Source organism: Alteromonas gracilis (assembly GCF_036870955.2).
Classification (GTDB): Bacteria; Pseudomonadota; Gammaproteobacteria; order Enterobacterales; family Alteromonadaceae; genus Alteromonas; species Alteromonas gracilis_A.
Map to the genome: position 1 here is coordinate 446812 of NZ_CP145482.2, position 22676 is coordinate 469487.

At 45.8% G+C, this 22676-nt stretch carries 21 protein-coding genes, 2 tRNA genes and 4 pseudogenes; 13 read left to right on the top strand and 14 right to left on the bottom strand.

Features of this window, described 5'->3' with window-relative positions:
- Window positions 1-5: 5 nt before the first annotated feature.
- The 5 genes and pseudogenes from argH to argC form a co-directional block, all read right to left on the bottom strand.
- Window positions 6-1388, bottom strand: coding sequence for an argininosuccinate lyase (argH, locus tag V6N89_RS02105; protein ID WP_346993342.1), 1383 nt, complete (start codon window positions 1386-1388; stop codon window positions 6-8).
- A 35-nt stretch (window positions 1389-1423) separates the two neighbouring features.
- Window positions 1424-2629, bottom strand: a complete 1206-nt coding sequence (locus V6N89_RS02110) for an argininosuccinate synthase (protein WP_226433351.1) — start codon at window positions 2627-2629, stop codon at window positions 1424-1426.
- A 37-nt stretch (window positions 2630-2666) separates the two neighbouring features.
- Entirely contained in the window at window positions 2667-3578 is a 912-nt protein-coding gene (locus tag V6N89_RS02115; RefSeq protein ID WP_346993343.1) for an ornithine carbamoyltransferase, read from the bottom strand.
- Window positions 3578-4384, bottom strand: a complete 807-nt coding sequence (gene argB / locus V6N89_RS02120; RefSeq protein WP_346993344.1) for an acetylglutamate kinase — start codon at window positions 4382-4384, stop codon at window positions 3578-3580. The genes V6N89_RS02115 and argB overlap by 1 nt, the downstream gene beginning before the upstream one ends.
- A pseudogene (gene argC / locus V6N89_RS02125) lies at window positions 4381-5395 on the bottom strand (N-acetyl-gamma-glutamyl-phosphate reductase). The gene argB and the pseudogene argC overlap by 4 nt, the downstream one beginning before the upstream one ends.
- A gap of 512 nt (window positions 5396-5907) precedes the next feature.
- Between argC and V6N89_RS02130 the strand changes: the two are divergent.
- Window positions 5908-6318 (top strand): methylglyoxal synthase, encoded by a 411-nt coding sequence (locus tag V6N89_RS02130; protein WP_338519918.1) that lies wholly within the window; start codon window positions 5908-5910, stop codon window positions 6316-6318.
- Window positions 6319-6453: 135 nt separating this feature from the next.
- Here V6N89_RS02130 and V6N89_RS02135 read toward each other — a convergent pair whose 3' ends face one another.
- Window positions 6454-7269 (bottom strand): Spy/CpxP family protein refolding chaperone, encoded by an 816-nt coding sequence (locus tag V6N89_RS02135; protein WP_338519919.1) that lies wholly within the window; start codon window positions 7267-7269, stop codon window positions 6454-6456.
- Window positions 7270-7487: 218 nt separating this feature from the next.
- On the opposite strand from V6N89_RS02135, the gene V6N89_RS02140 reads away from it, so the two are divergent.
- From V6N89_RS02140 to trmL, 5 genes and pseudogenes are all read left to right on the top strand, one after another.
- Window positions 7488-8228: a response regulator transcription factor gene (locus V6N89_RS02140; RefSeq protein ID WP_346993345.1), complete on the top strand. Its 741-nt coding sequence runs from the start codon at window positions 7488-7490 to the stop codon at window positions 8226-8228.
- A gap of 17 nt (window positions 8229-8245) precedes the next feature.
- Window positions 8246-8605: a hypothetical protein gene (locus V6N89_RS02145; protein ID WP_338519920.1), complete on the top strand. Its 360-nt coding sequence runs from the start codon at window positions 8246-8248 to the stop codon at window positions 8603-8605.
- The gene (locus tag V6N89_RS02150) at window positions 8569-9615 is read left to right on the top strand and encodes an ATP-binding protein (protein WP_346993346.1); all 1047 of its coding nucleotides are present in this window, start codon (window positions 8569-8571) and stop codon (window positions 9613-9615) included. The genes V6N89_RS02145 and V6N89_RS02150 overlap by 37 nt, the downstream gene beginning before the upstream one ends.
- Before the next feature lie 68 nt (window positions 9616-9683).
- Window positions 9684-10651: pseudogene (locus V6N89_RS02155) on the top strand (alpha/beta fold hydrolase).
- Window positions 10652-10715: 64 nt separating this feature from the next.
- Window positions 10716-11180, top strand: coding sequence for a tRNA (uridine(34)/cytosine(34)/5-carboxymethylaminomethyluridine(34)-2'-O)-methyltransferase TrmL (gene trmL / locus V6N89_RS02160; protein WP_338519922.1), 465 nt, complete (start codon window positions 10716-10718; stop codon window positions 11178-11180).
- A 51-nt stretch (window positions 11181-11231) separates the two neighbouring features.
- Here trmL and gpsA read toward each other — a convergent pair whose 3' ends face one another.
- From gpsA to V6N89_RS02180, 4 genes are all read right to left on the bottom strand, one after another.
- A complete protein-coding gene (gpsA, locus tag V6N89_RS02165; RefSeq protein WP_431189759.1) occupies window positions 11232-12251 on the bottom strand; it encodes an NAD(P)H-dependent glycerol-3-phosphate dehydrogenase in 1020 nt (339 codons plus the stop codon).
- A gap of 10 nt (window positions 12252-12261) precedes the next feature.
- Window positions 12262-12771: a protein-export chaperone SecB gene (gene secB / locus V6N89_RS02170; protein ID WP_338519924.1), complete on the bottom strand. Its 510-nt coding sequence runs from the start codon at window positions 12769-12771 to the stop codon at window positions 12262-12264.
- A 62-nt stretch (window positions 12772-12833) separates the two neighbouring features.
- Complete coding sequence (grxC, locus tag V6N89_RS02175; RefSeq protein ID WP_338519925.1) at window positions 12834-13094, bottom strand: glutaredoxin 3; 261 nt, start codon at window positions 13092-13094, stop codon at window positions 12834-12836.
- 12 nt (window positions 13095-13106) lie between these two features.
- The gene (locus tag V6N89_RS02180; RefSeq protein WP_338519926.1) at window positions 13107-13532 is read right to left on the bottom strand and encodes a rhodanese-like domain-containing protein; all 426 of its coding nucleotides are present in this window, start codon (window positions 13530-13532) and stop codon (window positions 13107-13109) included.
- 322 nt (window positions 13533-13854) lie between these two features.
- On the opposite strand from V6N89_RS02180, the gene V6N89_RS02185 reads away from it, so the two are divergent.
- The 3 genes from V6N89_RS02185 (at window position 13855) to V6N89_RS02195 (ending at window position 16565) form a co-directional block, all read left to right on the top strand.
- Complete coding sequence (locus V6N89_RS02185; RefSeq protein WP_346993771.1) at window positions 13855-14976, top strand: murein hydrolase activator EnvC family protein; 1122 nt, start codon at window positions 13855-13857, stop codon at window positions 14974-14976.
- A 254-nt stretch (window positions 14977-15230) separates the two neighbouring features.
- Window positions 15231-15962 (top strand): divergent polysaccharide deacetylase family protein, encoded by a 732-nt coding sequence (locus tag V6N89_RS02190; protein WP_338519927.1) that lies wholly within the window; start codon window positions 15231-15233, stop codon window positions 15960-15962.
- Between the two features lie 174 nt (window positions 15963-16136).
- Entirely contained in the window at window positions 16137-16565 is a 429-nt protein-coding gene (locus V6N89_RS02195; protein WP_338519928.1) for a MerC domain-containing protein, read from the top strand.
- 26 nt (window positions 16566-16591) lie between these two features.
- On the opposite strand, the gene V6N89_RS02200 is transcribed toward V6N89_RS02195, so the two are convergent.
- The 4 genes and pseudogenes from V6N89_RS02200 to rsgA all read right to left on the bottom strand — a co-directional run bounded on the left by V6N89_RS02200 (window position 16592) and on the right by rsgA (window position 20270).
- Window positions 16592-17293, bottom strand: coding sequence for a glycerophosphodiester phosphodiesterase (locus V6N89_RS02200; RefSeq protein ID WP_338519929.1), 702 nt, complete (start codon window positions 17291-17293; stop codon window positions 16592-16594).
- A gap of 11 nt (window positions 17294-17304) precedes the next feature.
- Window positions 17305-18180 carry a DMT family transporter gene (locus tag V6N89_RS02205; RefSeq protein WP_338519930.1) on the bottom strand — a complete coding sequence of 292 codons (876 nt, stop codon included), beginning with the start codon at window positions 18178-18180 and terminating at the stop codon, window positions 17305-17307.
- Window positions 18181-18183: 3 nt separating this feature from the next.
- Window positions 18184-19107 (bottom strand): archaetidylserine decarboxylase, encoded by a 924-nt coding sequence (gene asd / locus V6N89_RS02210; RefSeq protein WP_338519931.1) that lies wholly within the window; start codon window positions 19105-19107, stop codon window positions 18184-18186.
- Between the two features lie 120 nt (window positions 19108-19227).
- Window positions 19228-20270 (bottom strand): annotated as a pseudogene (gene rsgA, locus V6N89_RS02215) (small ribosomal subunit biogenesis GTPase RsgA).
- Between the two features lie 85 nt (window positions 20271-20355).
- Here rsgA and orn point away from each other — a divergent pair.
- The 4 genes and pseudogenes from orn (at window position 20356) to V6N89_RS02235 (ending at window position 22398) form a co-directional block, all read left to right on the top strand.
- A pseudogene (orn, locus tag V6N89_RS02220) lies at window positions 20356-20902 on the top strand (oligoribonuclease).
- 101 nt (window positions 20903-21003) lie between these two features.
- A tRNA-Gly gene (locus V6N89_RS02225) sits at window positions 21004-21079 on the top strand.
- Between the two features lie 165 nt (window positions 21080-21244).
- Window positions 21245-21320 (top strand) — tRNA-Gly (locus V6N89_RS02230).
- 331 nt (window positions 21321-21651) lie between these two features.
- Window positions 21652-22398, top strand: a complete 747-nt coding sequence (locus tag V6N89_RS02235) for a hypothetical protein (RefSeq protein ID WP_338519932.1) — start codon at window positions 21652-21654, stop codon at window positions 22396-22398.
- Window positions 22399-22676: the final 278 nt, after the last annotated feature.

Here is a 22676-nt window from a genome sequence, read left to right on the forward strand (position 1 = left end):
TGCTACTAGCCTTGTTTATCCAAGTTTTCCAGCTCTTGATACAGCGCTTTTGTCACTGTTTCTTTGCTAGTGCCACCTAAAATATTGCGCTGGTTAACGCCGTATTCCAGTTGAAGCACTGGGTAAACATCGTCTTCTATCTTGTCGCAAATAGCTTGCATATCGCTAAGTGGTAAATCTTCAATTGCGCAGCCTTTATCAATGGCTTGAAGCACCACACGCCCGGCAATATCGTGACCGGTTCTAAAAGGCACGCCTTTACCTACCAGGTAGTCAGCCAGTTCAGTTGCGTTAGAGAAGCCTTGGGTTGCCGCAACACGGCAGCGCTCTTCGTTAAGTTGTAGTGAGTCCAGCACTTCACTGGCAATACACAAACAAATATGCCACTGATTTACCGTATCAATCGCGCCCTCTTTGTCCTCTTGCATGTCTTTATTGTAGGCAAGGGGAAGGCCTTTCATAGTAACCAGTAGGGCTTGTAGCGACCCAAATACGCGACCGCATTTACCGCGCATAAGCTCAAGGGCATCAGGGTTTTTCTTCTGTGGCATCAGAGATGAACCAGACGTCACGCTGTCGCCCAATTGCAGAAAGCCCGCTTCACCTGAGTTATAGAAAATCATATCTTCGGCAAGGCGTGATAAGTGCATCATGCTGGTGCTTGCTACAAACAAAAGTTCCAGCACAAAATCTCTATCAGACACAGCATCTAAGCTATTGAGGCATGGTGAGTCGAAACCAAGCTCCTCAGCAATAGCGTGGCGGTCCACGGGGAAGGTAGTGCCTGCCAAGGCGCCTGAGCCGAGAGGACACTGGTTCATTCGTACTTTTAAGTCATCTAAACGGCTTAAATCACGCTTTAACATTTCTACGTAAGCTAAGCACCAGTGCGCAAAGTGAATAGGCTGTGCACGCTGTAGATGGGTATAACCCGGAATAATGGCTTCCTGGTGACGGCTTGCGGCATTAAGCAGTGACTTAATAACACCCAGTACATCATCGCGCAATGAGGCAATATGCTCGCGTACCCACAGACGAAAGTCGGTGGCTACTTGGTCGTTACGGCTGCGCCCAGTATGAAGTTTACGGCCAATGTCACCAAGCTTCTCAATTAGCGCAGCTTCCACAAAGCTATGAATGTCTTCTTCGCTTGACGCGTTGAAATCTAATTCACCCGCTTCGACGTGTGCTTTTAACTCGCTAAGTGCGCCTTCAAGTTGTGCTTGCTCGTCAGCCGTCAGTACGCCTGCTTTTTGCAAGGCGCGCGACCAGCTTATAGAGCCTTGAATATCTTGGCTTGCCATAACCTGGTCAAACGGCAGCGAGTCGTTAACCTGTTTAAACATACTACTTGCACCGGATTCAAACCGACCACCCCACAACGCCATGTGATGCTCCTTAAATGCTTTTGATACCTACACTATTAACCTTGGTTTTTAAGCGCCGCTATACGACTTGAAAGACTGAACAGGCGAATAAAGCCTTCAGCGTGTTTTTGGTCGTAAACGTCATCGGCACCAAAGGTAGCGAAGTCTTCAGAGTAAAGGCTGTTAGGCGAACGACGCTGCGTTACCGTTGCTTGTCCTTTGTATAACTTAACCACGATATCGCCAGTGACTTTTTGGGCAAACGAGGCAGCACCCGCTAATAGCGCATCGTTAAGCGCAGTAAACCAACGGCCGTCGTACATCACATGCGAAAATTCAAGACCAATTTGCTCGCGATACTTAAGCGCTGCTTTATCAAGCACCATTGTTTCAAGAGCTTTATAAGCTTTAAGTAGTACGGTGCCCCCAGGGGTTTCATAGCAGCCGCGCGACTTCATGCCGACAAGACGGTTTTCAACAATATCGATACGTCCAACACCATGCGCCGCGGCAACGGTGTTTAATTTTACTAACGCCTGATACGGAGACAGTGCTTCACCATCAACATGGGTCAGCTTCCCTTCGTTGAAAGACAGCGTTACACGCTCTGGGGTATCTGGCGCATCTTCAGGGTCGACAGTCATGGTCCACACTTGTTTGGTTGGCTCTTGCCATGGATCCTCAAGCTCGCCACCTTCATGTGAGATGTGCCATGCATTTGCATCGCGGCTGTAAATCTTCGTTGCTGACGCCGTAGTTGGAATATTGCGCTCAGCAAGGTAAGCAAGTAGGTCTTCACGGCTCACCATATCCCATTCACGCCACGGTGCAATAACGGTTAGATCAGGGGCAAGCGCGGCAAAGGTGCTTTCAAAACGCACTTGATCGTTACCTTTACCTGTGCAGCCATGGCAAAGGGCATCAGCACCTACTTTACGTGCAATCTCGACTTGTGCTTTCGCAATCACTGGACGCGCCATTGATGTGCCAAGCAAGTACTCACCTTCGTATACCGCGCCAGTTGTAATGGTCGGGAAGATATACTCGCTAACAAACTCTTCTTTCAAGTCAACAATGTGGCACTCACTTGCGCCCGATGCGATGGCTTTTTCATGAAGGCCCTCAAGCTCTTCATCGCCTTGACCAACATCTGCCGCAAACGCGACAACTTCACAGCCATAGTTTTCTTTAAGCCATGGGATGATGGCTGAAGTATCAAGCCCGCCAGAGTAGGCCAGCACAATTTTTTTAACGTTTTGCATCTAAGTAATCCTCTTAAGCGTCTTTTTATGCGTCTTGCTAGGCGCTAAGTAATTGAGTAAGAATGGCGTTCTGGCCATGCATTCTATTTTCGGCTTGCTGCATCAACAGCGACTTATCACTATCAATCAACGAGCCTGTAATTTCTAAATCGCGATGGGCGGGTTGGCAATGCATTACGTAGCTTGCGCCCGTCGCCTCCATCAGCGCTTCATTCACCTGATACGGTGCAAATTTCTCTTTTATGTCTGCAAGTGGTGTGTCATCACCCATAGATAGCCACGTGTCGGTATAAATGACATCTGCACCGTTAGCGGCACTTAAGTCATGGCTTTGCACAATAGACACACCTGTTTTATCTGCAATAGCTTGCGCTTGCGCCACAATGTCAGCATCTGCTTCGTGACCTTTTGGCGTAACTACTACTTGGTTGCAGCCAAGTAGTGCGCCCACAATTAGCAACGAATGTGTCACGTTGTTACCGTCACCCACGTACGCCATGGTTAATCCTTCGGTCTTGCCGAAACGTTCAAACATAGTGAGGTAGTCAGCAAGTCCTTGGCATGGATGATATTTATCGCAAAGTGCATTGATCATCGGTACATTCGCGGCTTTAGAAAAGGTTTCTAGGGTAGTATGAGAGAAAACGCGCGCCACAATGGCATCGGCCCAGCAGGCTAAGTTTGCCGCGGTATCAACAGCATCTTCACGACCAGCCAATTTGCCCGATTGCACATCTAAATACACCATGTGGCCACCAAGCTTATTAATACCAATATCAAAGCTCACGCGGGTGCGTAGAGACGGTTTCTCAAACAGGGCAACCACAGACTTACCCGCCAGTACATTACTGTAGCTTGCGGGTGCTTGTTTAATTTCTACTGCTAGTTGCAGCAACTGTTGCATTGCATCTGGAGTCCAGTCTGCAAAGGTAAGTAGGTCCTGTTTCATTATACGTCTCCAGCTTGCTGCGCTTTCGCATTTGCAGCATTTGTAGGTCTTATTTGTGTACCTGTGTTTTGGTTAAGAATATCGGCGATGTCAGCTATCCAGCTGGCAATAAATACGGGACGTTGAAGTGTGTCTGCAGAAGCAAGAGCCGCATCGACTTTTACTTTCATACCGTCAGTGATCACGCCCTCATAAGCATAGTGTGCAATGCTTTGTGCATCAAGTTCGCGTATCAGCATTTTTTCCGCGTCTAACACGCCATCTACGTTAGAGAGTAGTAGCAATTCAGCATCTAGAAGCTCAGCGATTACCGTTGCAGCTTGGTCGGCATTAACGTTAAGTAATCTGCCCTGGGGGCTTGAACCGATCGAGCTAATTATAGGTAGGGTATGCTGCGCGAGTACGTTCTTGAGAAACGCTGCATCTGCAGTTGACGGCACACCTACCGCACCGTATTGATCTGCTAGCGGCTCGCAGACCACCATATTGCCATCTAGCAGCGACAGACCCACTGGCGTTAAACCACTGGCGATGGCGGCGGCGCACAATTGCTTATTGGCCGACCCTGCTAAAGCGCCACAGATATACGGCATGTGTTCATCAGGGGTAACGCGTAGCCCATCAATTTTAGTACTTTGCAGCCCAAGACTTGCCATGAGTGTTTCAACTAATGGTCCACCGCCGTGTACCACAACAACGGGCCGTGCAGTTTGTACTTCTTTGATGCTCAAAAATAAACGGGCCATAGCTGGCGCATCATCAAGTAATGCTCCGCCAACTTTTATAACAATAGGAGAATGGCTCATAGTACTAACCCTGTTTCTATTGGCTGCGCTGTCATTATGTTCAGGCATTGAATAGCTTGTGATGCCGCGCCTTTCATGACGTTATCTATCGCTGCTGTAATCACAGCATATCCCGACGTTTCATCTAGCTTCCAATGCAAATCAACAAACGGGGTGTGCGCGACATCATCGATTTTAGGAAAACTGTCACGCAAACGTACAATAGGCTTATCAGCATAGGCCTGGGTATATGCTTGTTCAAGCTGGACTTGGGTTACGCCCGCTTTTACTTTAACGGTAATGGTTGCCAATATGCCGCGTTTGAAATTACCTAGATGTGGAGTGAAAATCACAGGTGTACCCAAATAGGCTTCTATCTCTGGCGTGTGGCGATGCCCTAACACGCCATAGGCTTGCAGGCTCACTTCAAAAAAGCTGGTGGTTAGGCTGGCTTTTCTCACAAGCACCGGATACTCCCGATACGGCATTGATAACGGGTCTAACGCTATCATCAAGCAAATGACTGCTTACCAGTGGCTTAAGCGCACTTAAACTGGCCGTAGGGTAGCAGCCCGGTACGGCAATAATATCGGCATTAGCGATTTCACTGGCATACCATTCGGCAAGGCCGTAAACCGCTTTATTAAGGCTTTCTACTTGAGTGTGGGCGAAGCCATAAAACTGCGCAAACACGTCAGTATCTTGCAGCCTAAATGCACCTGATAGGTCAAGTACCTTAGCTTTACCTGACGTCAGCGTTGGCATCCAGTCATGGCTAGCCTCGTGAGGTGTCGCCAAAAAGACAAAATCTACACTTTGTGACAGCTCCAAGAGCGCTTCATCTGAAATAGGTGTAAGTACCGCATTTACGTGCGCAAGATTGCCATGCAGCTGGGCAATGGACTTATCTGCATCCACGCTATTTTCTGATACAAAAGTACCTTTTAATACGAGTGCAGGGTGTTGTAACACCAGCTGAACAAGCTGTGCTCCTGTGTAACCACTGGCACCAATAATTGCAACGTTATACATAACTAAAAATTCAATAAAGGGAGAAAAAAATCACTTTTTACCTTTGTGAACTGATTGGGCGTATTCCTTTGCCTAACCGCTACCACATCACAAAGGTAAAAAGTGTGCTAACGCAAAAGCATAGACGAATATGCGCGTCGTCGCGCGCTATGCATCACGCAGCCAACCAGGGGAGAGGTTAACTCTTTATCGCTGTTGACTAGATAATCAATAGCGTGAGTTGGTTGTGTCATCACAAGTTCCTATTTCGATTAACCCAAATATTGGGCTAGATGCTTTAACCGTCTACTAGTTTATTCATTTTGAATGTTTATGCAATGTAAATGTATAAATATTTTGATCGTGTATGGTCAAATATACGCGCTAGATTGTGAGTTAACGTCCTAAAGCACAATAAATACAAAGTTATGACAATAAGTTGACAGCGCTGGTAATAAAATTGAATATTTATACTAGGCACATGACTGTGTATTTGTCATTAGAACCAATTTCGACCTGAAACGGATAATAAGATGAGTAGATTAACGTTGGCGCTAGTTGCCCATGATCATAAAAAGCCTGAGTTGCTTGCGTGGGTAAATCAACACATTGAGACGTTGAAGCAGTGCGATTTAGTCGCCACAGGAACAACTGGGGGGCTTATAGCAAATGAAACAGGGTTAGAAGTAACACGGTTCAAAAGTGGGCCTCTTGGTGGCGATCAGCAAATTGGTGCGCTGATAGCCGAAGGCAAGTTGGACGCGCTATTTTTCTTTTGGGACCCGCTAAATGCAGCGCCCCACGACCCTGATGTTAAGGCGTTATTACGGTTGTGTTCAGTTTGGAACGTCCCCGTTGCCTGTACCCCGGCTACCGCGGACTTAGTAGTGACATCACCGCTATTTCTGTCTGCAGACTACAAACCAGTAAAACCGAATTTTTGATGGTTTGAAACCTAGTAAAAAATCACGCTTTCACTATGCTTGCGTGGTTTATCTCATGCGAAAAATAAGTTTGAAGGGTAAAACAATCGCGGTGCATATCCGTTTTTTATAACATGCACCGCAACCGTTAATTGACTAGTTGGGTCTAAACATCTCGCGAAGCTCTCGCTCCTCGGTGCGTTTCGCTTTCAATAGAGCTTGCTGCTCATCCGTTAGCACTGCGAACATAGCTTGACGTTGCTTCGCTTTCTCAACAGCAGCGCTGACCAAGTCATCTTTATACTGTGCGACAAGCGCATCAAACGCATCTTCTGAAAACGCATCACTTCGAATAAGTGTTTGCTGTGCATCTTTAAAGTTTCGCATTGTTTCTCGATGAGATTGCATTGCTACTTTAGCTTCTTCTTTTAACGCCACAAGCTCTGCTTTTTGCTCATCGGTCAGATCCAGTCCTTTGAAAGGTCCGTGATGGCCGCGCATACGTTCGCTACCTTTTGAAAAGCGTGCATCTCGACGCGCCATACTGTCTTGACGCGCTTCGCGTTTCGCTTCACGTTTTGCTTCTTTCTCAAGCATTAGCGTTTGCTGTTCGGGCGTTAGAACATTAAAAATGTTGTGTCGCAACTGGGCAAGGGCAAAAAACTTATCTTCCTTAGCCGTCATTTTCTCGGTTACAAACTCAATAAGCTCAGCTTCAGTCGCGGTTGCCAATGCAAAACCCTCGCGCTCGATATCATCAAATGAAGGTCGAGGGTTGGCACTTCTGAAGTTAGAAACCAGCGTTTTAATTTCGTCTCGCTGTGTCTCAGTAAGTGATAAACCACGCAGGTGCTTTATCATCATTTTAATTGGTTGATGGTGACGCATCTCGTGGCTTGCTGATTTAGCAGCAGCAAGTCCACATACACTGACAGCGGCAACAAGTGCGCTAGCAATAAATAACTTTTTCATTGTCGTCTCCTCATTGTTCGGACAATTCAAGAATAGCGCGACCCGTAAATAAAGCAGTCAAGGCAACGTAAAGCTTGTGTAAAGGGCAGGACGTTTCGAGATTGTAAAGGTCTGAAAAGATATAGTAGGCAAATGTTAAAGCATCAATTCGACGTCCAAACGCACTGGAATTGGTATACACATGGGCTAATTGAGTAATAATGTTATAGGCGACTTACATGAATCAAGCTGTAGGTGAATCAAAAATTATGAGTACAGACTATCATTTGCAATCAATCTTGGTCATTGATGATGACCTTGAGTTAACCGATATGCTTTCGTCATACCTTACCAGTATGGGTTATAAAGTGACTATTTGTAACGATGGCGAAGCCGGTCTTGCCGAAGCCGTGTCTGGACATCATTATGATTTGATTTTGTTAGATGTGATGATGCCTAAAATGGACGGCTTTGATGTACTTAAAAAGCTGCGTGCTAGTCACACAACCCCCGTGCTCATGCTTACCGCCCGAGGCGATGACTACGATAGGATCCTGGGACTTGAGATGGGGGCAGACGATTATTTGCCGAAACCATTTAATCACCGTGAGCTTGTCGCGCGAATTAAAGCTATCGTTCGCAGACATAACATTGCGGCAATGGGCGGAGCAATTGAACAAGACCTTGCCATTAACGGCATTTTTCTGAGTCCAAGTAGTCAGTCGGTTAAAGTGGATGACGTGGTTTTGGCACTAACCACAACCGAGTTTTCAATTTTAAGGTTGCTTATGCTCAATGCCGCAAAACGCGTTACTAAAGAAGAGATAAGTTTGAAAGTGTTGGGGAAGCCCCTGCAAACCTTCGACCGCAGTATCGACATGCATGTTAGTAATTTGCGCAAGAAAATAGTTAGCGTAGCCCATGATGAAAAAATCAAAACCATCCGAGGGGTTGGTTATATGTTGGCAAAGTCTGAATAGTAAGTAGGTGTGCAGTAATGCTGAAAAACGCGTTAACAAAGATTAACCCCACACGCGCCATTATGGGGCGCCTTTTTTTTTGGTTTTGGATCACGCTGATTTTAACAGCATTACTGGCAATTTGGGGTAGTCGAGTTTTATTTGAAGAGCTTGAAGTCGTCGATCTAAAGCCAAGAGAGATCAAGGAACTTCAAGCCACAGCAAAGCGTTTTGAACGACAGCGCTTTGTTGATGCCCCGTTAATGGATTTATTAAATCGAGGCTCGCGAGGTCTACGTGGACGACTAGCCGCAGTAAATATTTCCACTGAACAACTCTTTATCGCTGCAGCGGCCCTCCTTTGCGACAAAACGATAAACGCGACTTATTGCGCTTAGTGAATCAGTCTTCGCCAATTGCTATTAAACGTGGAGCGGTAAAAGTTATTGGCCCAGTTTTCTTTGAGCGCCACGGTGAGAAATATGCGCTCTTTTCAGCCAAATTTGATATGCCAGAGAAAAAGGCGCCGCCGCTCATACTCATACTGTTTATCGCGTTGTTTACCACTACATTGCTGAGTTGGCTTTTCGCGAGAACACTGACTAACCCTATCTTACATATTCAGGGGTCGGTGAAAAAATTGGCCAACGGAGACTGGCAAACCCGTGCAGACAAAGCGGCCAGTCGACAAGATGAATTAGGGCAACTTGCCCGAGACTTTAACACGATGGCCGAGCAATTAGAGTCTATGTGGGGAGCACAAAAACGCTTACTTGCCGATGTATCACATGAGTTGCGCTCTCCTTTAGCACGCTTGCAAATGGCGTTGGGACTTGCACACCAGCAGAATGTTGACCCCACCACGCTTGAGCGTATTGAGCGTGAAGCAGACAGGATGGAAGCGTTAATTAGTCAGCTGTTGGCTTTATCTCGCGCCGAAGCAGGTGAACTGAGCTTGCAAAACATACCTTTGTGCAATGTGCTTAGTGATGTGTTTACCGATGCCAATTTTGAAGCGGCTAACAACGATAAATATCTAAATATTGCCACTGTCCCTGAGAGTATTGTGAAGGTAGACAGCATGATGTTATGTCGTGCTGTCGAAAATGTGCTGCGCAACGCCATTCGTCATTGTCATAGCGCAGTCGACGTCACCTTTAGCGATGATGAGAGTCACTGGAGTATCCACATCACTGATGATGGCGATGGTTTATCAATACAAGAGTGCGAACGCATCTTTGCCCCTTTCTATCGTGCAACACTGGCCCGAGAAAGAGAGTCCGGTGGCGTCGGGCTCGGTTTATCCATTGCAAAAGCGGCGGTTGAGTTGCATCATGGGAGTATAACAGCAGAGCTAGCTAAAACGGGTGGCCTGACAGTAACGCTTTCATTCAAGAAACATAAATGAGCGGCTCAGTTGGGACAGTTGGCACGGCGATAAAACATTAACTCTATTCGGTTAGCGTAGGTGTCCCCATGAACTGGACGTTCACTTCTGAACATAATTTAGCAACCTCATTTGCTACGCAAATTAATCCTTTTTGGCAAGAACATGTCACTGAGGACGCTTTTTTTGGCAAAGGCAACGTCAAAGTACGCTACGCGTTTTGCATACCCCCAGCACCCAAAGCAACCATCGTAGTAAGTTCTGGACGGATAGAGTCTTATTTGAAGTACAAAGAATTCATTTACGACTTGTACCAAAATGGCTTCGCCGTTTTCATTCTTGATCATCGCGGGCAGGGGCTCTCTGGGAGAATGACGCATGATCCTCAGCACGGTTATGTAGCCAGCTTTGACGATTATGTCGATGATTTAGTGACCTTTGTCGATACTATCGTTAAGCCTAAGCAGCAGGGTGAGCTTCAGTTGGTGTGCCATTCGATGGGGGGGCGATTGGTGCCTTGACTCTCATTCGTTTGCCTAACCTTTTTGCCAAAGCAGTATTGGCATCGCCGATGTTTGGCATTAAACCCGCCTTACCCAATTGGCTTGCAAACGGTCTTATTCGAACCGGGCTGGCAGTTAATAGAATGAAAAAACGCGATTCAGGCTACTTTTTTGGGCAGACACCTTACATCGCTTTCCCCTATTCACTCAATAAGCTTACGCATAGCAAGACTCGCTATGCGCTGTTTCGCGAGCTGTATGACGAAGAACAAGAAATACAGTTAGGTGGTGTCACAACTGAGTGGCTAAAAGCGGCGCACGAGGCTATGCATACTATCGAGAGTAGCGCTCGAGCGATAACCACTCCCACATTACTATTTAGTGCCGATGGTGACAGTATTATTGATAATAATAAGCAGCGTCGTGTGGCGCAGCAAATGCCCAATACAACCTTAGAGATTATCCCTCGAGCCTATCACGAATTATTTACCGAATCTGACGATATTCGAGAGCGAACGCTCAAGCGTATGTTTGAGTTTTTGTTAGAGGAGTAGTCTGCATTAAGGGCGTTTTGTTGTAACATGCGCCCTTTGTTTTATCTTAGCGGTCGTATTTAGCATGTTAGATATCGTACTTTATCAGCCAGAAATTCCACCGAATACTGGAAATATTATTCGTCTATGCGCCAATAGTGGGTTTACTCTGCATTTAATTGAGCCACTTGGGTTTGATTGGGATGACAAGCGGGTACGCCGGGCAGGGCTTGACTATCATGAGTTTGCTCACGTTAAGCGACATGCAAATTTAGAAGCCTATTTAGAAGACGCAAAGCCCAATCGTGTATTTGCCTGTACCACAAAAGGTAAAGCCTTCCACAGTGACGTACAATATAAGAAAGGCGACGCCTTGTTATTTGGTCCAGAAACAAGGGGTTTACCCAATGACGTTATAGAAGCGCTTCCACCCGAACAGCGCGTTCGTATTCCAATGTTGCCAGATAGTCGCAGTATGAATTTATCAAATGCGGTGTCGGTATTTGTGTATGAAAGCTGGCGCCAGTTTGGTTATGACGGTGCGCGATAGAAATTAAAAAAGGCTGCCAATAATGTGCAGCCTTTTTTATTGAAAGCGAATTTAAGCTTCTTGCTTTAGGTCTCGACCAAGCAAGGCTAGCGCCGCTTCTTTAGGTGATTTGCCATGATAAAGTACCGCATAAATTTGCTCACATATGGGCATTTCTACGCCTACTTTTTCAGATAAAACATGAACTTCTTCGGTGTTGCGATAACCCTCGACCACTTGACCAATTTCTTCTATCGCCACATCAACGCTCTTGCCTTGACCAAGTGCCAAACCAAAACGTCGGTTACGAGACTGGTTGTCAGTACATGTTAATACGAGGTCGCCAAGTCCTGCCATGCCCATAAAGGTTTCAGGATTTGCACCTAGTTTTACGCCTAAGCGGGTGAGCTCTGCTAACCCACGGGTTATTAGTGCGGTTCTAGCGTTAGCACCAAAGCCTAGCCCGTCAGCGAGGCCCGCGCCAATGGCGATAACATTTTTAACGGCACCGCCTAGCTGTACACCCGTGAAGTCCGAGTTTTTATAAACACGGAAAGACTTTGCACAGTGCAGCTTCGCAGCAAATTCATCACTTAGAGCATCGTCCGTGGATGACAGCGAAATAGCGGTGGGTAACCCTGCTACCATCTCTTTGGCGAAGGTTGGCCCTGATAACACTGCTAGCGGGTAGTCAGTACCGACAATTTCTTCTGCGACATCTCGCAGAAGGCGGCCGGTTTTAGGCTCTAGACCTTTCGTTGCCCATATTACGCGCTGGTGCTTTTGCAGAAGTGGCTTCAGGCTATGTAGCATGGCGCTAAAAGCATGGCTAGGAACCACCACAAGGATGTCTTGGCTTGCAGAAACAACCTGTGCTAAATCGGCATTTACAGTTAGCGCATCTGGGAAGGTGGCGCCAGGCAAATAGCGCGCGTTTTCGCGATGCTCGGCCATTTCAGCGATATGCGTTTCGTCTCTTCCCCACAACAACGTTGGGTTGCCATTTCGGGCAAGACAAAAAGCAAGGGCGGTGCCATAAGACCCCGCCCCCAATACTGAAACCGAATTCGACTTCATGTTCACGTGCTTCATGGTCACCTAATTAGGCGTCCATTTTTGGCGCTTCGCCTTGTGCTTGTTGTGCACGTTTTTGCACGTAAGCCGCGAAGATTGCGTCAAAGTTAACTGGCGCAAGGTTAAGTGGAGGGAAGGTACCACGGTTAACCAAGTTAGAAATTGCTTCACGCGCATATGGGAAAAGCATGTTCGGGCAGAATGAGCCAAGCGTGTGGGCTTTTGCCTGATCTGGCATCTCGCCTAGAGCAAAAATACCTGCCTGTTGTACTTCACAAAGGAATGCTGTTTCTTCGCCAAGAGAAGCTGTTACTGTCACTGAAAGCACAACTTCAAACACGTTTTCTTCAAGTTTGTGAGTGGCAGTATCAATATCAAGTTTGATCTCTGGCTTCCACTCTTTCATGTAAATAGCTGGCGCATTCGGTGATTCAAAAGAAATGTCTTTTGTGTAGATGCGTTGAATGTTGAACTGCGGCCCTTGTTGAGGTTGTGCTGCAGCTGCTTCGCCGTTGTTTGTCTGATTCTCGTCAGCCATGGTATTTCCTATTTAATTGTCGTTTTATTTAATGTAGTGCGTTGCTGTATGCGCTGACGCGTTTAAGCAAGACCCAGCATGGGATCTAGTTTACTTTGCGCTTCCAAGGCCATCATATCATCGCAGCCGCCAACGTGCTGATCATCGATGAAAATTTGTGGAACAGTCCAGCCGCCATTCGCGCGATCAATCATCTCGTCGCGAAGCTCGGGTTTGATATCAATGGGATACTCGATAAATTCTACGCCCTTTTGCGTCAATAACGCCTTTGCGCGATGGCAATATGGGCAATGGCCCTTGGTGTAAAGTTCAACTTTGCTCATAAAGGTTACCTGTTATTTAGAGACGGGAAGGCTGGCGCTTTGCCATGCGTTCATACCGCCCTTTAATACATTCACATTCGCGAAGCCGTCTTTAAGCATCGCATTTGCTGTCCCACGAGCTTGATTACCCATAGCGCATACTACGATAATGGGTTTGTCTTTACTGTTTTCAAGTTTCTTAAAGTTTTTCTCGCGTAATTCTTCTGGTTTTATCTGACGCGCACCTAAGATGTGACCCGCCTTAAACTCTTTTGCAGGGCGCATATCAAGCACAATGGCATCGTCTTTGTTCATTAGAAGCGTTGCTTCATGTGTGCTTAATTCTTTAACCGAAGATGTCCATGCACTGATATAGCTAAATATCAACATGGCAACCAGCGCAACCCAAATACCAGCAAGTACAATGTTGTTGCCAGCAAATTCAATTAGTTGATCCATTACCTCTAACCCTGTCTACAGACCGTAAAAAGAGTGCAAAGTATATAGAAAACTCGGCGAGAAACCAGCCTGCTATGGCTTGCATCTACAACACATTAATCGAATAACGTTAGATGATTGATATTACGGCCAAATTCAACTGGGCATCTGAAGTGGGCTCAGATACACTGAGACGTGATATAGCGCGCAGCATAGTTCGTAACTCAGCGTACTAGATGAAAGCGCGCAACATCGTGAACAATAATCAAGAGTTTAAAACGAAAGGTAGTTATCTGTAATGACGTTTTATCGCCCGATAGTCGCACTAGCTACGGCATTATTTATGCTGGTACTAACTGCGTTTAGTGGCCATTTGTTAGCGCAGGATGATAATTCTTCAGAACAGCGCGAAAAGCTAGCGGAACTTCAGGCCGAGTTGCGAGCGCGTCAACAGGTATTAGAAAATAGTAAAGCCAGTGCGCAAGAGCTAGAAAACGTTCTAAAAGCATCGGAGTTAGAAATTGCAAAGGTGGCTAAGGCGCTAGCAATAACCAAACAAAACCTCGATAGCGTTAAACAAGAACAGTCCGTCTTGCAAAATGAACAAAGCGAACTGAAAACCGCAATTAGAAAGCAGCAATCTTTACTCTCTAGCCAGCTTAAAAGTGCGTTTATGGCAGGGCATTATGACTATGCCAAAATGCTTTTCTACCAAGAGGATGCACGCAATTTTGAACGTGTAATTACCTACTATCAATATGTTGCTAAGGCGCGTCAAAAAGAAATCGAAAGCTTTCGCGACAATGTGGCGAGGCTTGAGGAGGTCAACGAGGCGCTCGTAGAAAAAGCACAATCCCTGTTAAGTCTACAGAAAGATCAAGAAAATCAGCGTGCTGTACTTGTTACCCGTCAAGACGATAGAAAGAATACGCTAAAGAAAATTAACAAGACCATTGCAAGTGAGAACCAAAAAATAGCATCGCTGCAAGCCGATGAACAAGCGCTAAAAAATGCGATTGAGGCAGCTCGAATTGCCGCTGAGCGAGCTGCAAGAGAAGCTAAGGTGTCGCTTGATGGGCTTGCTAAGTTAAAAGGAAAGCTGACTACGCTAGTTGACGGCAGAGTGAGAAATTTGTTTGGAAACAGACGCCAAGGTCAAGTGCGCTGGAAAGGTATTATTATTGATGGAGCAGAAGGCGACCCTGTCACGACTATCGCGCCAGGCAGAGTACTCTATGCAGATTGGCTTCGAGGTTTCGGCCTAGTTTCAATAATCGACCATGGCGAAGGCTACATGAGCGTATACGGTCATAACCAAGCGTTGTTAAAGCAAGTGGGTGATGAAGTGAGAGGCGGTGAGCGTATCGCTTTGGTTGGACGTAGTGGCGGTCAAGAATATCCTAATTTGTATTTTGAGATTCGTCATAAAGGTAAAGCACTTAATCCACGCACTTGGTTTAAGTAGTTTTGATTATTGAATACTTAGCAGGGGGAATAATCGAGGCAATTAGTTGAAACTGTCGCATTAGTTGGTATTCTTATTTTAAAGCGTGATCAACGAACAATATTGCCAAGCGCTAAGGCAAACTGTTGACCACTGGCGGTATTAACCGTCCGACATAAAAAGAACGATAAATAAATGGATAATTGTAGATGCGCTTGCGTCTTATAATAATAAGCCTGTTGTGTGTGCTAAACGGGCTAGTATGCCAAGCTGTAATGGCTAAGTCCGACATTATTATAATTTTAGATGACCTAGGATATAGGCCATCCGATGTCGCTGCTTTTTCTCTCCCCAAAGAAATAACATTCTCTATACTGCCCCAAACGCCGTTAGCCAGCGATATTGCAAGACGCGCTGAACAAGAAGGCCGTGCTGTTATGCTGCACATGCCCATGCAGTCGCAAAAAGATTTGCATATGGGGCCTTTGGGTTTGTCTACAGATATGTATGCAGGGGCAATTACACACACGCTTCGTCGCGCAATAAAAAGCGTACCCAATGCCATTGGTGTTAATAATCACATGGGCAGTGCGTTTACAGGCCAAGAACAAGCAATGGAAACCCTGATGAAAGAAATAAAGCGTCAGGGACTATTTTTTGTTGATAGTCGCACAACCGTGCTTACTAAGGGTGAGCAAGTTGCTCAGCGAATTGGAGTTCCTAGTGTAAGTCGACAGGTCTTTTTAGACCATGAACTGTCAGATGATTTTTTGCTTCGTCAATTTAATCGAATGAAGCGAATTGCAAAGAAAAAAGGGCAAGTGGTGGTCATAGGTCATCCACATCCTCAAACCATTGCGTTTTTGCAAGAGCACCTTCCAACCCTTGAAAGTGAGGGGTTTAACCTCATATCCGTTGCAGACTATTTCTCACCTGCATCCGAGTCTACGCAGGCACTGGCAGCATCAGGCGTTCCTGATTTATCAGTTTCAGCGCCAAACGAATAAACCCTAATACGGTTAATCACTCACGCGACTTAGTGTGAGTGAGCAAAGCGAAGCGCTAACTAATTAGTCTATTTTCTTCTCGCTCAGATTAAAAAATTAATGAAGGGACGTTTTTCATTCAGAGTGAGTTTGCTATAATATAACGTCTCTATAGAAGCATCGGTAACCACGGTAATGAAGCCAATCGAAGATAATCCAACAAAACTAGACAAACTTGGCATTTGGGTGTCGAGCTTGTGCGCGTTGCATTGTCTTGCATTGCCCGTACTTATTCCTTTACTCCCTCTTATAGGCTCTAGTTTTTTTGCGCAAGCGTGGTTTGAACGTACTATTTTAACCTTCTCCATAATAGTGGGTGCTGTCGCACTTTTAGGCGGTGCACTGCGTTATCATGGAAAGTTTTATCCATTGGCTCTCTTGTTCTCAGGGGGAGTCATTTATTGGTTTAAAGATATTTTCGGCCACGAGTTTGAGCCTTTTACCATTGCGCTTGGCGCTTTGTTGATTGTGGCAGGGCATTGGGTCAACATGCGTTTGTGTCGCCAGTGCAAATGCTGCAAAAATACCGTTTTTTCAGAGCACCTTTCTACCGAGCTAAAATAAAGCGTTGTGGTAGCGCTTCAGTGCTGTCACGGCAAGTGCGTTGCGAGGACTTGGCGCGCGGTATCTGGCACGTTCGTAAAAATACCCGTTACACCCCAATCAGCCAGCATTAAAATGTCACGGGGTTCGTCCACCGTATACACGTAAACACTAAAGCCTGCATCAAGCACCGTTTCGACAAATGACTTATCAACAGCATCTAGCGCAATGTTAACCGAGTATGCATGCAATGCGCGGGCACTTGCGGTGCAGTCTAATTCATAACTTGCCGATAGGGCGCCAATTTTCACCTCAGGCCACAGTGCTTTTATATCTTTGAGCCAATGATGGTTAAACGATGAGATTAATACCCTAGTTAGGTCAACTTGGCTTGCGGCTACAGCACGTTTAACGTCGTTTACCCAATGTTCAATGTTGACGAGGTGTTTGATTTCTATATTGCACCATTTGTCGTTTGGAACCGTGTTGAGCGTGTCAGCGAGTGTAGGTATATGCTCTCCGTCACCAATATCCAGTGTGCTTAGAACTGACCATGGTGTATCGAGCAAATACCCATCCTTCTTTGTTCGACGAACAAGCATTCTATCGTGAAACACTATAATGCCACTGTCATGTTGATAGACATCAAACTCAATACCGTCAGCTTGCTGTTCGAATGCGAGTCTAAACGCTTTTAGTGAGTTCTCAGGGGCTTGTTTACTAGCACCTCGGTGAGCATAGATGCGCATGGTCTATTGCCTCAATCTGAAGTGTTACTGTGAAGCTTGTGGGTATTGAGGGTCTCGTAAACCGACGCCGAGGTTATCAATATGCCTCCAATAAGCGCGCTAAGTGTAGGCGTTTCGTCGAGCAGTAATATTGCTAGGAATACGCCATAGAGCGGCTGCATACAAGCAATAAGTGAAAAGGTTTTTGCCCGTAAATGACGAAGGCTGGCCGCAATTAATGCATGGGGTAGTGCAGTAAAAACCGTACCAAGTAAAAGCAGCATTAACCAAGCTTCTGTTGAAGCATTGGAAATACGCTCGCTGCCAAAGGGAAGCAAAATAAGTGCGATCACAAGGGTTTGCCACGCCATCGCTTGCGCGCCGCTGTAATGTTTAAAATGTTTGCGATGTATGAGGTTTCGAAATGAGTACAGCACTGCAGACACAATGCCGATAAGCACCCCAAGGGTAACGTCATTTTCCAAAGACGTTTCCGGCACAATTAAATATACACCGAAAATAACCGTTAGTGTTGAGACTATGTCTTGCCAAACAAGGCGTACGCGCTCAAAAAACGGCTCAATAAGTACAGTAATTACCGGGAAGGTAAATAGCGCTATCATACCCACAGATACCCCTGCATATTGCATGGCGGCAAAGTAGGTGACCCAGTGAAGCGCCATTAATACACCTAATCCGAAGGCTACAGTGTAGTCTTTCTTGGAATTAAGCGTAATTTTGTTTTTGGCAAGCTTGAGAAAAGCAAACAGCGCAATGCAAGCAAATACAGAGCGTACAAGCGTGATGTCACTAGCACTCAATGGCACAAGCTGTGAAAAAAGCGCCGTGCCACCAAGTAAGATCACCGTTAAGTGAAGCGATATTAGGCTTTTTTTAACAGCATCCATAAATTAGCTGTTAGCGTCCTCTGCCGAATTGTCTTTTGATAAAGAGTCAGTCTCAGAATCACCTGATACATTTAGCATATTTGCCATCGGGACACCCAGTCGTGTCACCATGCCTGGCGCCATGTCTTCAAACTCAATCATGTCCTTTTCAAAACACACAACAATGGTCGAGCCAAGTTTGAAACGTCCAAGTTCCGCGCCCTTCTCAAGCTTAACCGCTGCTTCACTGTCTTTTTCGTAAGACCAATGCTGCACATTTTGACCTGCAGGAGGTGTTACCGTACCAGACCACACGGTTTCAATACTTGCAACGATGGTGGCACCTACAAGCACCATGGCCATTTTACCCACTGGTGTATCAAAAAGTGCAACAACGCGCTCGTTTCGTGCGAAAAGGCCGGGGATATTTTGCGCAGTCAGCGGATTTACTGAAAACAGTTCACCTGGTACATAAATCATGTCGGTTAGCGTGCCTTCAACAGGCATATGAATACGATGGTAATCGCGCGGGGCAAGATAGATAGTTGCAAACTTACCGTTTTTGAACGGTGCTGCGACTTCAGGCTTGCCGCCTAATAAAGTGGTAAGGCTGAAATCATGGCCTTTTGCCTGAAAGATACTGTCGCTATTAATATCACCAAACTGGCTTACCGTGCCATCTACAGCATGTATAAGTACATTTTCATTGTCATCAATGGTGCGCACATCAGGCTTTAATGGGCGCGTAAAAAACGCGTTAAAGCTACGATAATGGGTAGGGTCTTCGTACAGCGCTTCGGACATATCGACGTTGTATTGCTTGATAAACGTCTTGATGAAAAAAGTGGTAACACTGCCCATTTCAGCTTCAGCAAGCTTGCCAACAAGGCGAGACAGCAAATGCTTTGGGGTAACGTACTGTAAATTAACTTTAAGCCAATCTAACACAAAATATCTCCATTTCTTTTACCCGAGCAATTGTACCTTAACTGAAGAGGCTTCGGGCAACTTTAACATTATGGATACGACAAATTAGCTATAAGCAGCGTATGTTTAGCAAAGAATGCGCTACGCACCAGGTGGTTGGCTATGGCTAGGGCGTTGCTCTTCCATTGTTGTAAGAATTCTATGGTAGCTTTCAAAGCGCTCGGCGCTGATTTTGCCTTCCTCGACGGCTTCTCTTAGCAAACAGCCAGGGTCATTAAGATGCTTACAGTCTCTGAACTTACAGCCACCAAGATAATCCCTAAACTCTTTAAAACCCCAAGTAATGCGCTCGGTAGGTATATGCCACAGGCCAAATTCGCGTACTCCGGGCGAGTCGATTAGGTCACCGCCCGCGGTAAATGCAATAGTTTTGCTGCTGTTGTAGTGTGTTGGCCTAGGCCCGAGTTATCAGAAATTTCCCCGGTCAATTCATCCGCGTCAGGCAGCACTTGGTTGATTAAGCTAGATTTTCCTACGCCTGATTGTCCAACAAAAACACTAATATTGTCGTTAAGATAGTCGTTTAACGCATCAATACCTTCGCCCGTTTTACAGCTGGTGAAGAGCACTTCATAGCCCAACGCTTCATACGTTTTCAGTTGGCCTTTAACCGTTTCGCGTTCATCATCACTTAAAAGCTCCACTTTGTTTAAGACAATAAGTGGGGTAATGCCAATATCTTCACACGCAACCAGATAACGGTCGATAATATTCAAAGACAGTGAGGGAAGTATGGCGCTTACAACAATGATTCGGTCAATATTGGCTGCAATAGGTTTAATGCCGTCGTAATAGTCCGGACGAGTCAGCACAGAATGTCTGTCGTTTACAATTTCAATAACGCCACTAACGCCAGATTCTGCATCATCACCTTTACTAAATAGAACCTTGTCACCACACACAACGGAGTCGACGGTACGACGAATATGGCAGCGAGATACCACGCCTTGCGCGTCTTCAACATCGGCATGTTTACCGAAGCGGTAGGTTACTGTGCCACTTTCAAGTGCACTTTCGTCAAAGTTTACCGCATTTTTCGATGCGTGTTTCTCGCGTAAGCGCTTGCTTCTATTCGCCGCAACTTGGCGTTTTTGTCGTTGTGTAAGTTTTGGTTTTTTCGCCACGATTCTTTTCTAGTTCACGTATACTATGTCAATAATACCGTTTGTAGGGCATGGTTGCCATGTCTGTAGCGCAAAGAGGAACACAATGAGTAAACATGATAGCAACCTAGTGTGGATTGACATGGAAATGACCGGGCTTGACCCAGAGACTTGCGTGGTCATGGAAATAGCCACCATAGTGACAGATGCACAGTTGAATATTTTAGCTGAAGGGCCTGTTATCGCGGTGTATCAACCGGACAGCGTTTTAGACAATATGGATGAGTGGTGCACACGTGTGCATGGAGAAAGTGGGCTAACTGACCGCTGCAGAGCAAGTACTGTTGATGAAGCGCAGGCCGCTCAACAGACTATCGCATTTTTAGAGCAATGGGTTGATGCTAGGTAAATCACCGCTTTGTGGTAATACAATAGGGCAAGATCGCCGCTTTATGGTGAAATACATGCCAGAGCTAGAAGAGTATTTTCATTACCGCAGCATCGACGTTAGTACGATTAAAGAGCTCACAAAGCGCTGGAAACCAGAAATTCTTGATGGATTCAAAAAGAAAGGCGTGCACTTGGCGCTTGATGATATTCGCGAGTCTATTGAAGAAATGCGCTATTATCGTGAGAAAGTGTTTACGATTTAAGCATTCGAACATCGAGGTGCAAAAAAAGTGTAATTAATGGTTGCGTTAGTCAAAAATTTTTGTAAAATGCGCACCACTTCAAACGAAGTACCTCTTTTGTTGCGGGAATAGCTCAGTTGGTAGAGCACGACCTTGCCAAGGTCGGGGTCGCGAGTTCGAATCTCGTTTCCCGCTCCAAATTTCAAACCTGATAGTAAATTTTACTTTCAGTGGGCGTGAAGAGCGCGACCCCTTGTGGGCCCGCGACCGAGTGTCGGCCAGTTGGCAAATCTCGTTTCCCGCTCCAAATTTAAATCTGACGTCTAGTCAGATTGTCAAAAAGATGCTAAGCATCGACTCTATGCGGGAATAGCTCAGTTGGTAGAGCACGACCTTGCCAAGGTCGGGGTCGCGAGTTCGAATCTCGTTTCCCGCTCCAAATTTTCAAACACCGTTTCAGTATCAAGCTTACACATTTGTGTTTTATGCGACCCCTCGAAGGGCCCGCGACCGAATGTCGGCCAGTTGCGATTCTCGTTTCCCGCTCCAAATTTTCAAACACCATTTCAGTATCAAGCTTACACATTTGTGTTTTATGCGACCCCTCGAATGGTCCGCGACTGAGTGTCGGCCAGTTGCTTCACAACGAGTCAGCAATTCTCGTTTCCCACTCCAAATCTTCAAACATATTGTAAAGAAACCGTCCCCCACTGCGGAACTTATACTCTGTGCTGTGCTCAATAATGATATTGCATAAGGGACTATTTCATGTGGCTGAACGTATTGTTTTGCACGACAGCATTAATATCGACAATGCTGTTTATGCTGATATTACCTCACGCGTAGACGAACACCATTACGTCGATGAGCGCATTCACCGCGGTACATTAAAACCAGCAAGCGTATCGGTGACTTGTCATCTTTTGCTTGCTCTTATTGTTAGCTACTCTGTAAAAGAAATAGTGCAAGACCAGCCGAAACCCTTGTTAGAACCTATAAAAGCCGTGCTGTGGAGTGAAAGGGCACTGTCAAATACGTTGCTTTTCACTGGTAAGGCACAAAGTCGAGCTACTGCCACCAGAAATATTAGCAATCAAGACTCTACTTTAAATGTAGCTGCCAGAGCGAAGGTTGAGTCTAGCCAGACAATTGACGGCGCAAAAAAGGTTGCCAGTGCACCTGTTGAAAATCACTCATCTGAAAGAGAGCTGCCTTTGTCAGGTGCTCTTCCATCTTCTACATCGTCATCTTCGGTGCATAGCATCGACAACATAAAAAAAGCCACACAAACCTATATAGACAACTTAAACAGGGAAGCGCTATCTGCATTACCTACTTCTTCTGCAGCACCTCAAAGGCAAAGAAAGGTATTGCCGTTGACGAGCGATGAGCTATTAAGAGCATCGATAGAAATAACGGTCAACTGTGATACGTGGACCGAGATTTTCCTGCTACATCAGGTGATGATGTTTTACCTCCTAAAGGCTCAGTGGTTTGTACCGAATTTGGCAACATAAACCACTACATCAACAAGCGCCTCACAAAAGGTAAATAGCCTGCATCAAACCCGTTTTATTCACTTAGTTGAATGGTTCGTGGTTATTTATTCACTTTCTGTCTGCACGGATTTGGTGCTATTTTTTTTAAAATCTGAGCGCTGTTATTCCAGCCTGTTGCCCCTGCTGTCTCTCTATCTAGGTGCTAAAGCAATCAGGGGGAGGGGGTGCACTATTGCGGTGCTGCACAATTGTTGTGCGATCGAACTGTGTTTGATGGTTTTTTTGAATATTAAATA

What these genes read in the sequence shown, in the direction of transcription:
- gpsA (WP_431189759.1), bottom strand. Translation starts at nt 12,251, where the DNA reads ATGAAGCACGTGAACATGAAGTCGAATTCGGTTTCAGTATTGGGGGCG.
- V6N89_RS02140 (WP_346993345.1), top strand. Translation starts at nt 7,488, where the DNA reads ATGAATCAAGCTGTAGGTGAATCAAAAATTATGAGTACAGACTATCAT.
- V6N89_RS02180 (WP_338519926.1), bottom strand. Translation starts at nt 13,532, where the DNA reads ATGGATCAACTAATTGAATTTGCTGGCAACAACATTGTACTTGCTGGT.
- V6N89_RS02195 (WP_338519928.1), top strand. Translation starts at nt 16,137, where the DNA reads ATGAAGCCAATCGAAGATAATCCAACAAAACTAGACAAACTTGGCATT.
- argH (WP_346993342.1), bottom strand. Translation starts at nt 1,388, where the DNA reads ATGGCGTTGTGGGGTGGTCGGTTTGAATCCGGTGCAAGTAGTATGTTT.
- V6N89_RS02185 (WP_346993771.1), top strand. Translation starts at nt 13,855, where the DNA reads ATGCTGGTACTAACTGCGTTTAGTGGCCATTTGTTAGCGCAGGATGAT.
- V6N89_RS02190 (WP_338519927.1), top strand. Translation starts at nt 15,231, where the DNA reads ATGGCTAAGTCCGACATTATTATAATTTTAGATGACCTAGGATATAGG.
- V6N89_RS02200 (WP_338519929.1), bottom strand. Translation starts at nt 17,293, where the DNA reads ATGCGCATCTATGCTCACCGAGGTGCTAGTAAACAAGCCCCTGAGAAC.
- trmL (WP_338519922.1), top strand. Translation starts at nt 10,716, where the DNA reads ATGTTAGATATCGTACTTTATCAGCCAGAAATTCCACCGAATACTGGA.
- grxC (WP_338519925.1), bottom strand. Translation starts at nt 13,094, where the DNA reads ATGAGCAAAGTTGAACTTTACACCAAGGGCCATTGCCCATATTGCCAT.
- argB (WP_346993344.1), bottom strand. Translation starts at nt 4,384, where the DNA reads ATGAGCCATTCTCCTATTGTTATAAAAGTTGGCGGAGCATTACTTGAT.
- V6N89_RS02115 (WP_346993343.1), bottom strand. Translation starts at nt 3,578, where the DNA reads ATGAAACAGGACCTACTTACCTTTGCAGACTGGACTCCAGATGCAATG.
- secB (WP_338519924.1), bottom strand. Translation starts at nt 12,771, where the DNA reads ATGGCTGACGAGAATCAGACAAACAACGGCGAAGCAGCTGCAGCACAA.
- V6N89_RS02130 (WP_338519918.1), top strand. Translation starts at nt 5,908, where the DNA reads ATGAGTAGATTAACGTTGGCGCTAGTTGCCCATGATCATAAAAAGCCT.
- V6N89_RS02135 (WP_338519919.1), bottom strand. Translation starts at nt 7,269, where the DNA reads ATGAAAAAGTTATTTATTGCTAGCGCACTTGTTGCCGCTGTCAGTGTA.
- V6N89_RS02205 (WP_338519930.1), bottom strand. Translation starts at nt 18,180, where the DNA reads ATGGATGCTGTTAAAAAAAGCCTAATATCGCTTCACTTAACGGTGATC.
- V6N89_RS02145 (WP_338519920.1), top strand. Translation starts at nt 8,246, where the DNA reads ATGCTGAAAAACGCGTTAACAAAGATTAACCCCACACGCGCCATTATG.
- V6N89_RS02110 (WP_226433351.1), bottom strand. Translation starts at nt 2,629, where the DNA reads ATGCAAAACGTTAAAAAAATTGTGCTGGCCTACTCTGGCGGGCTTGAT.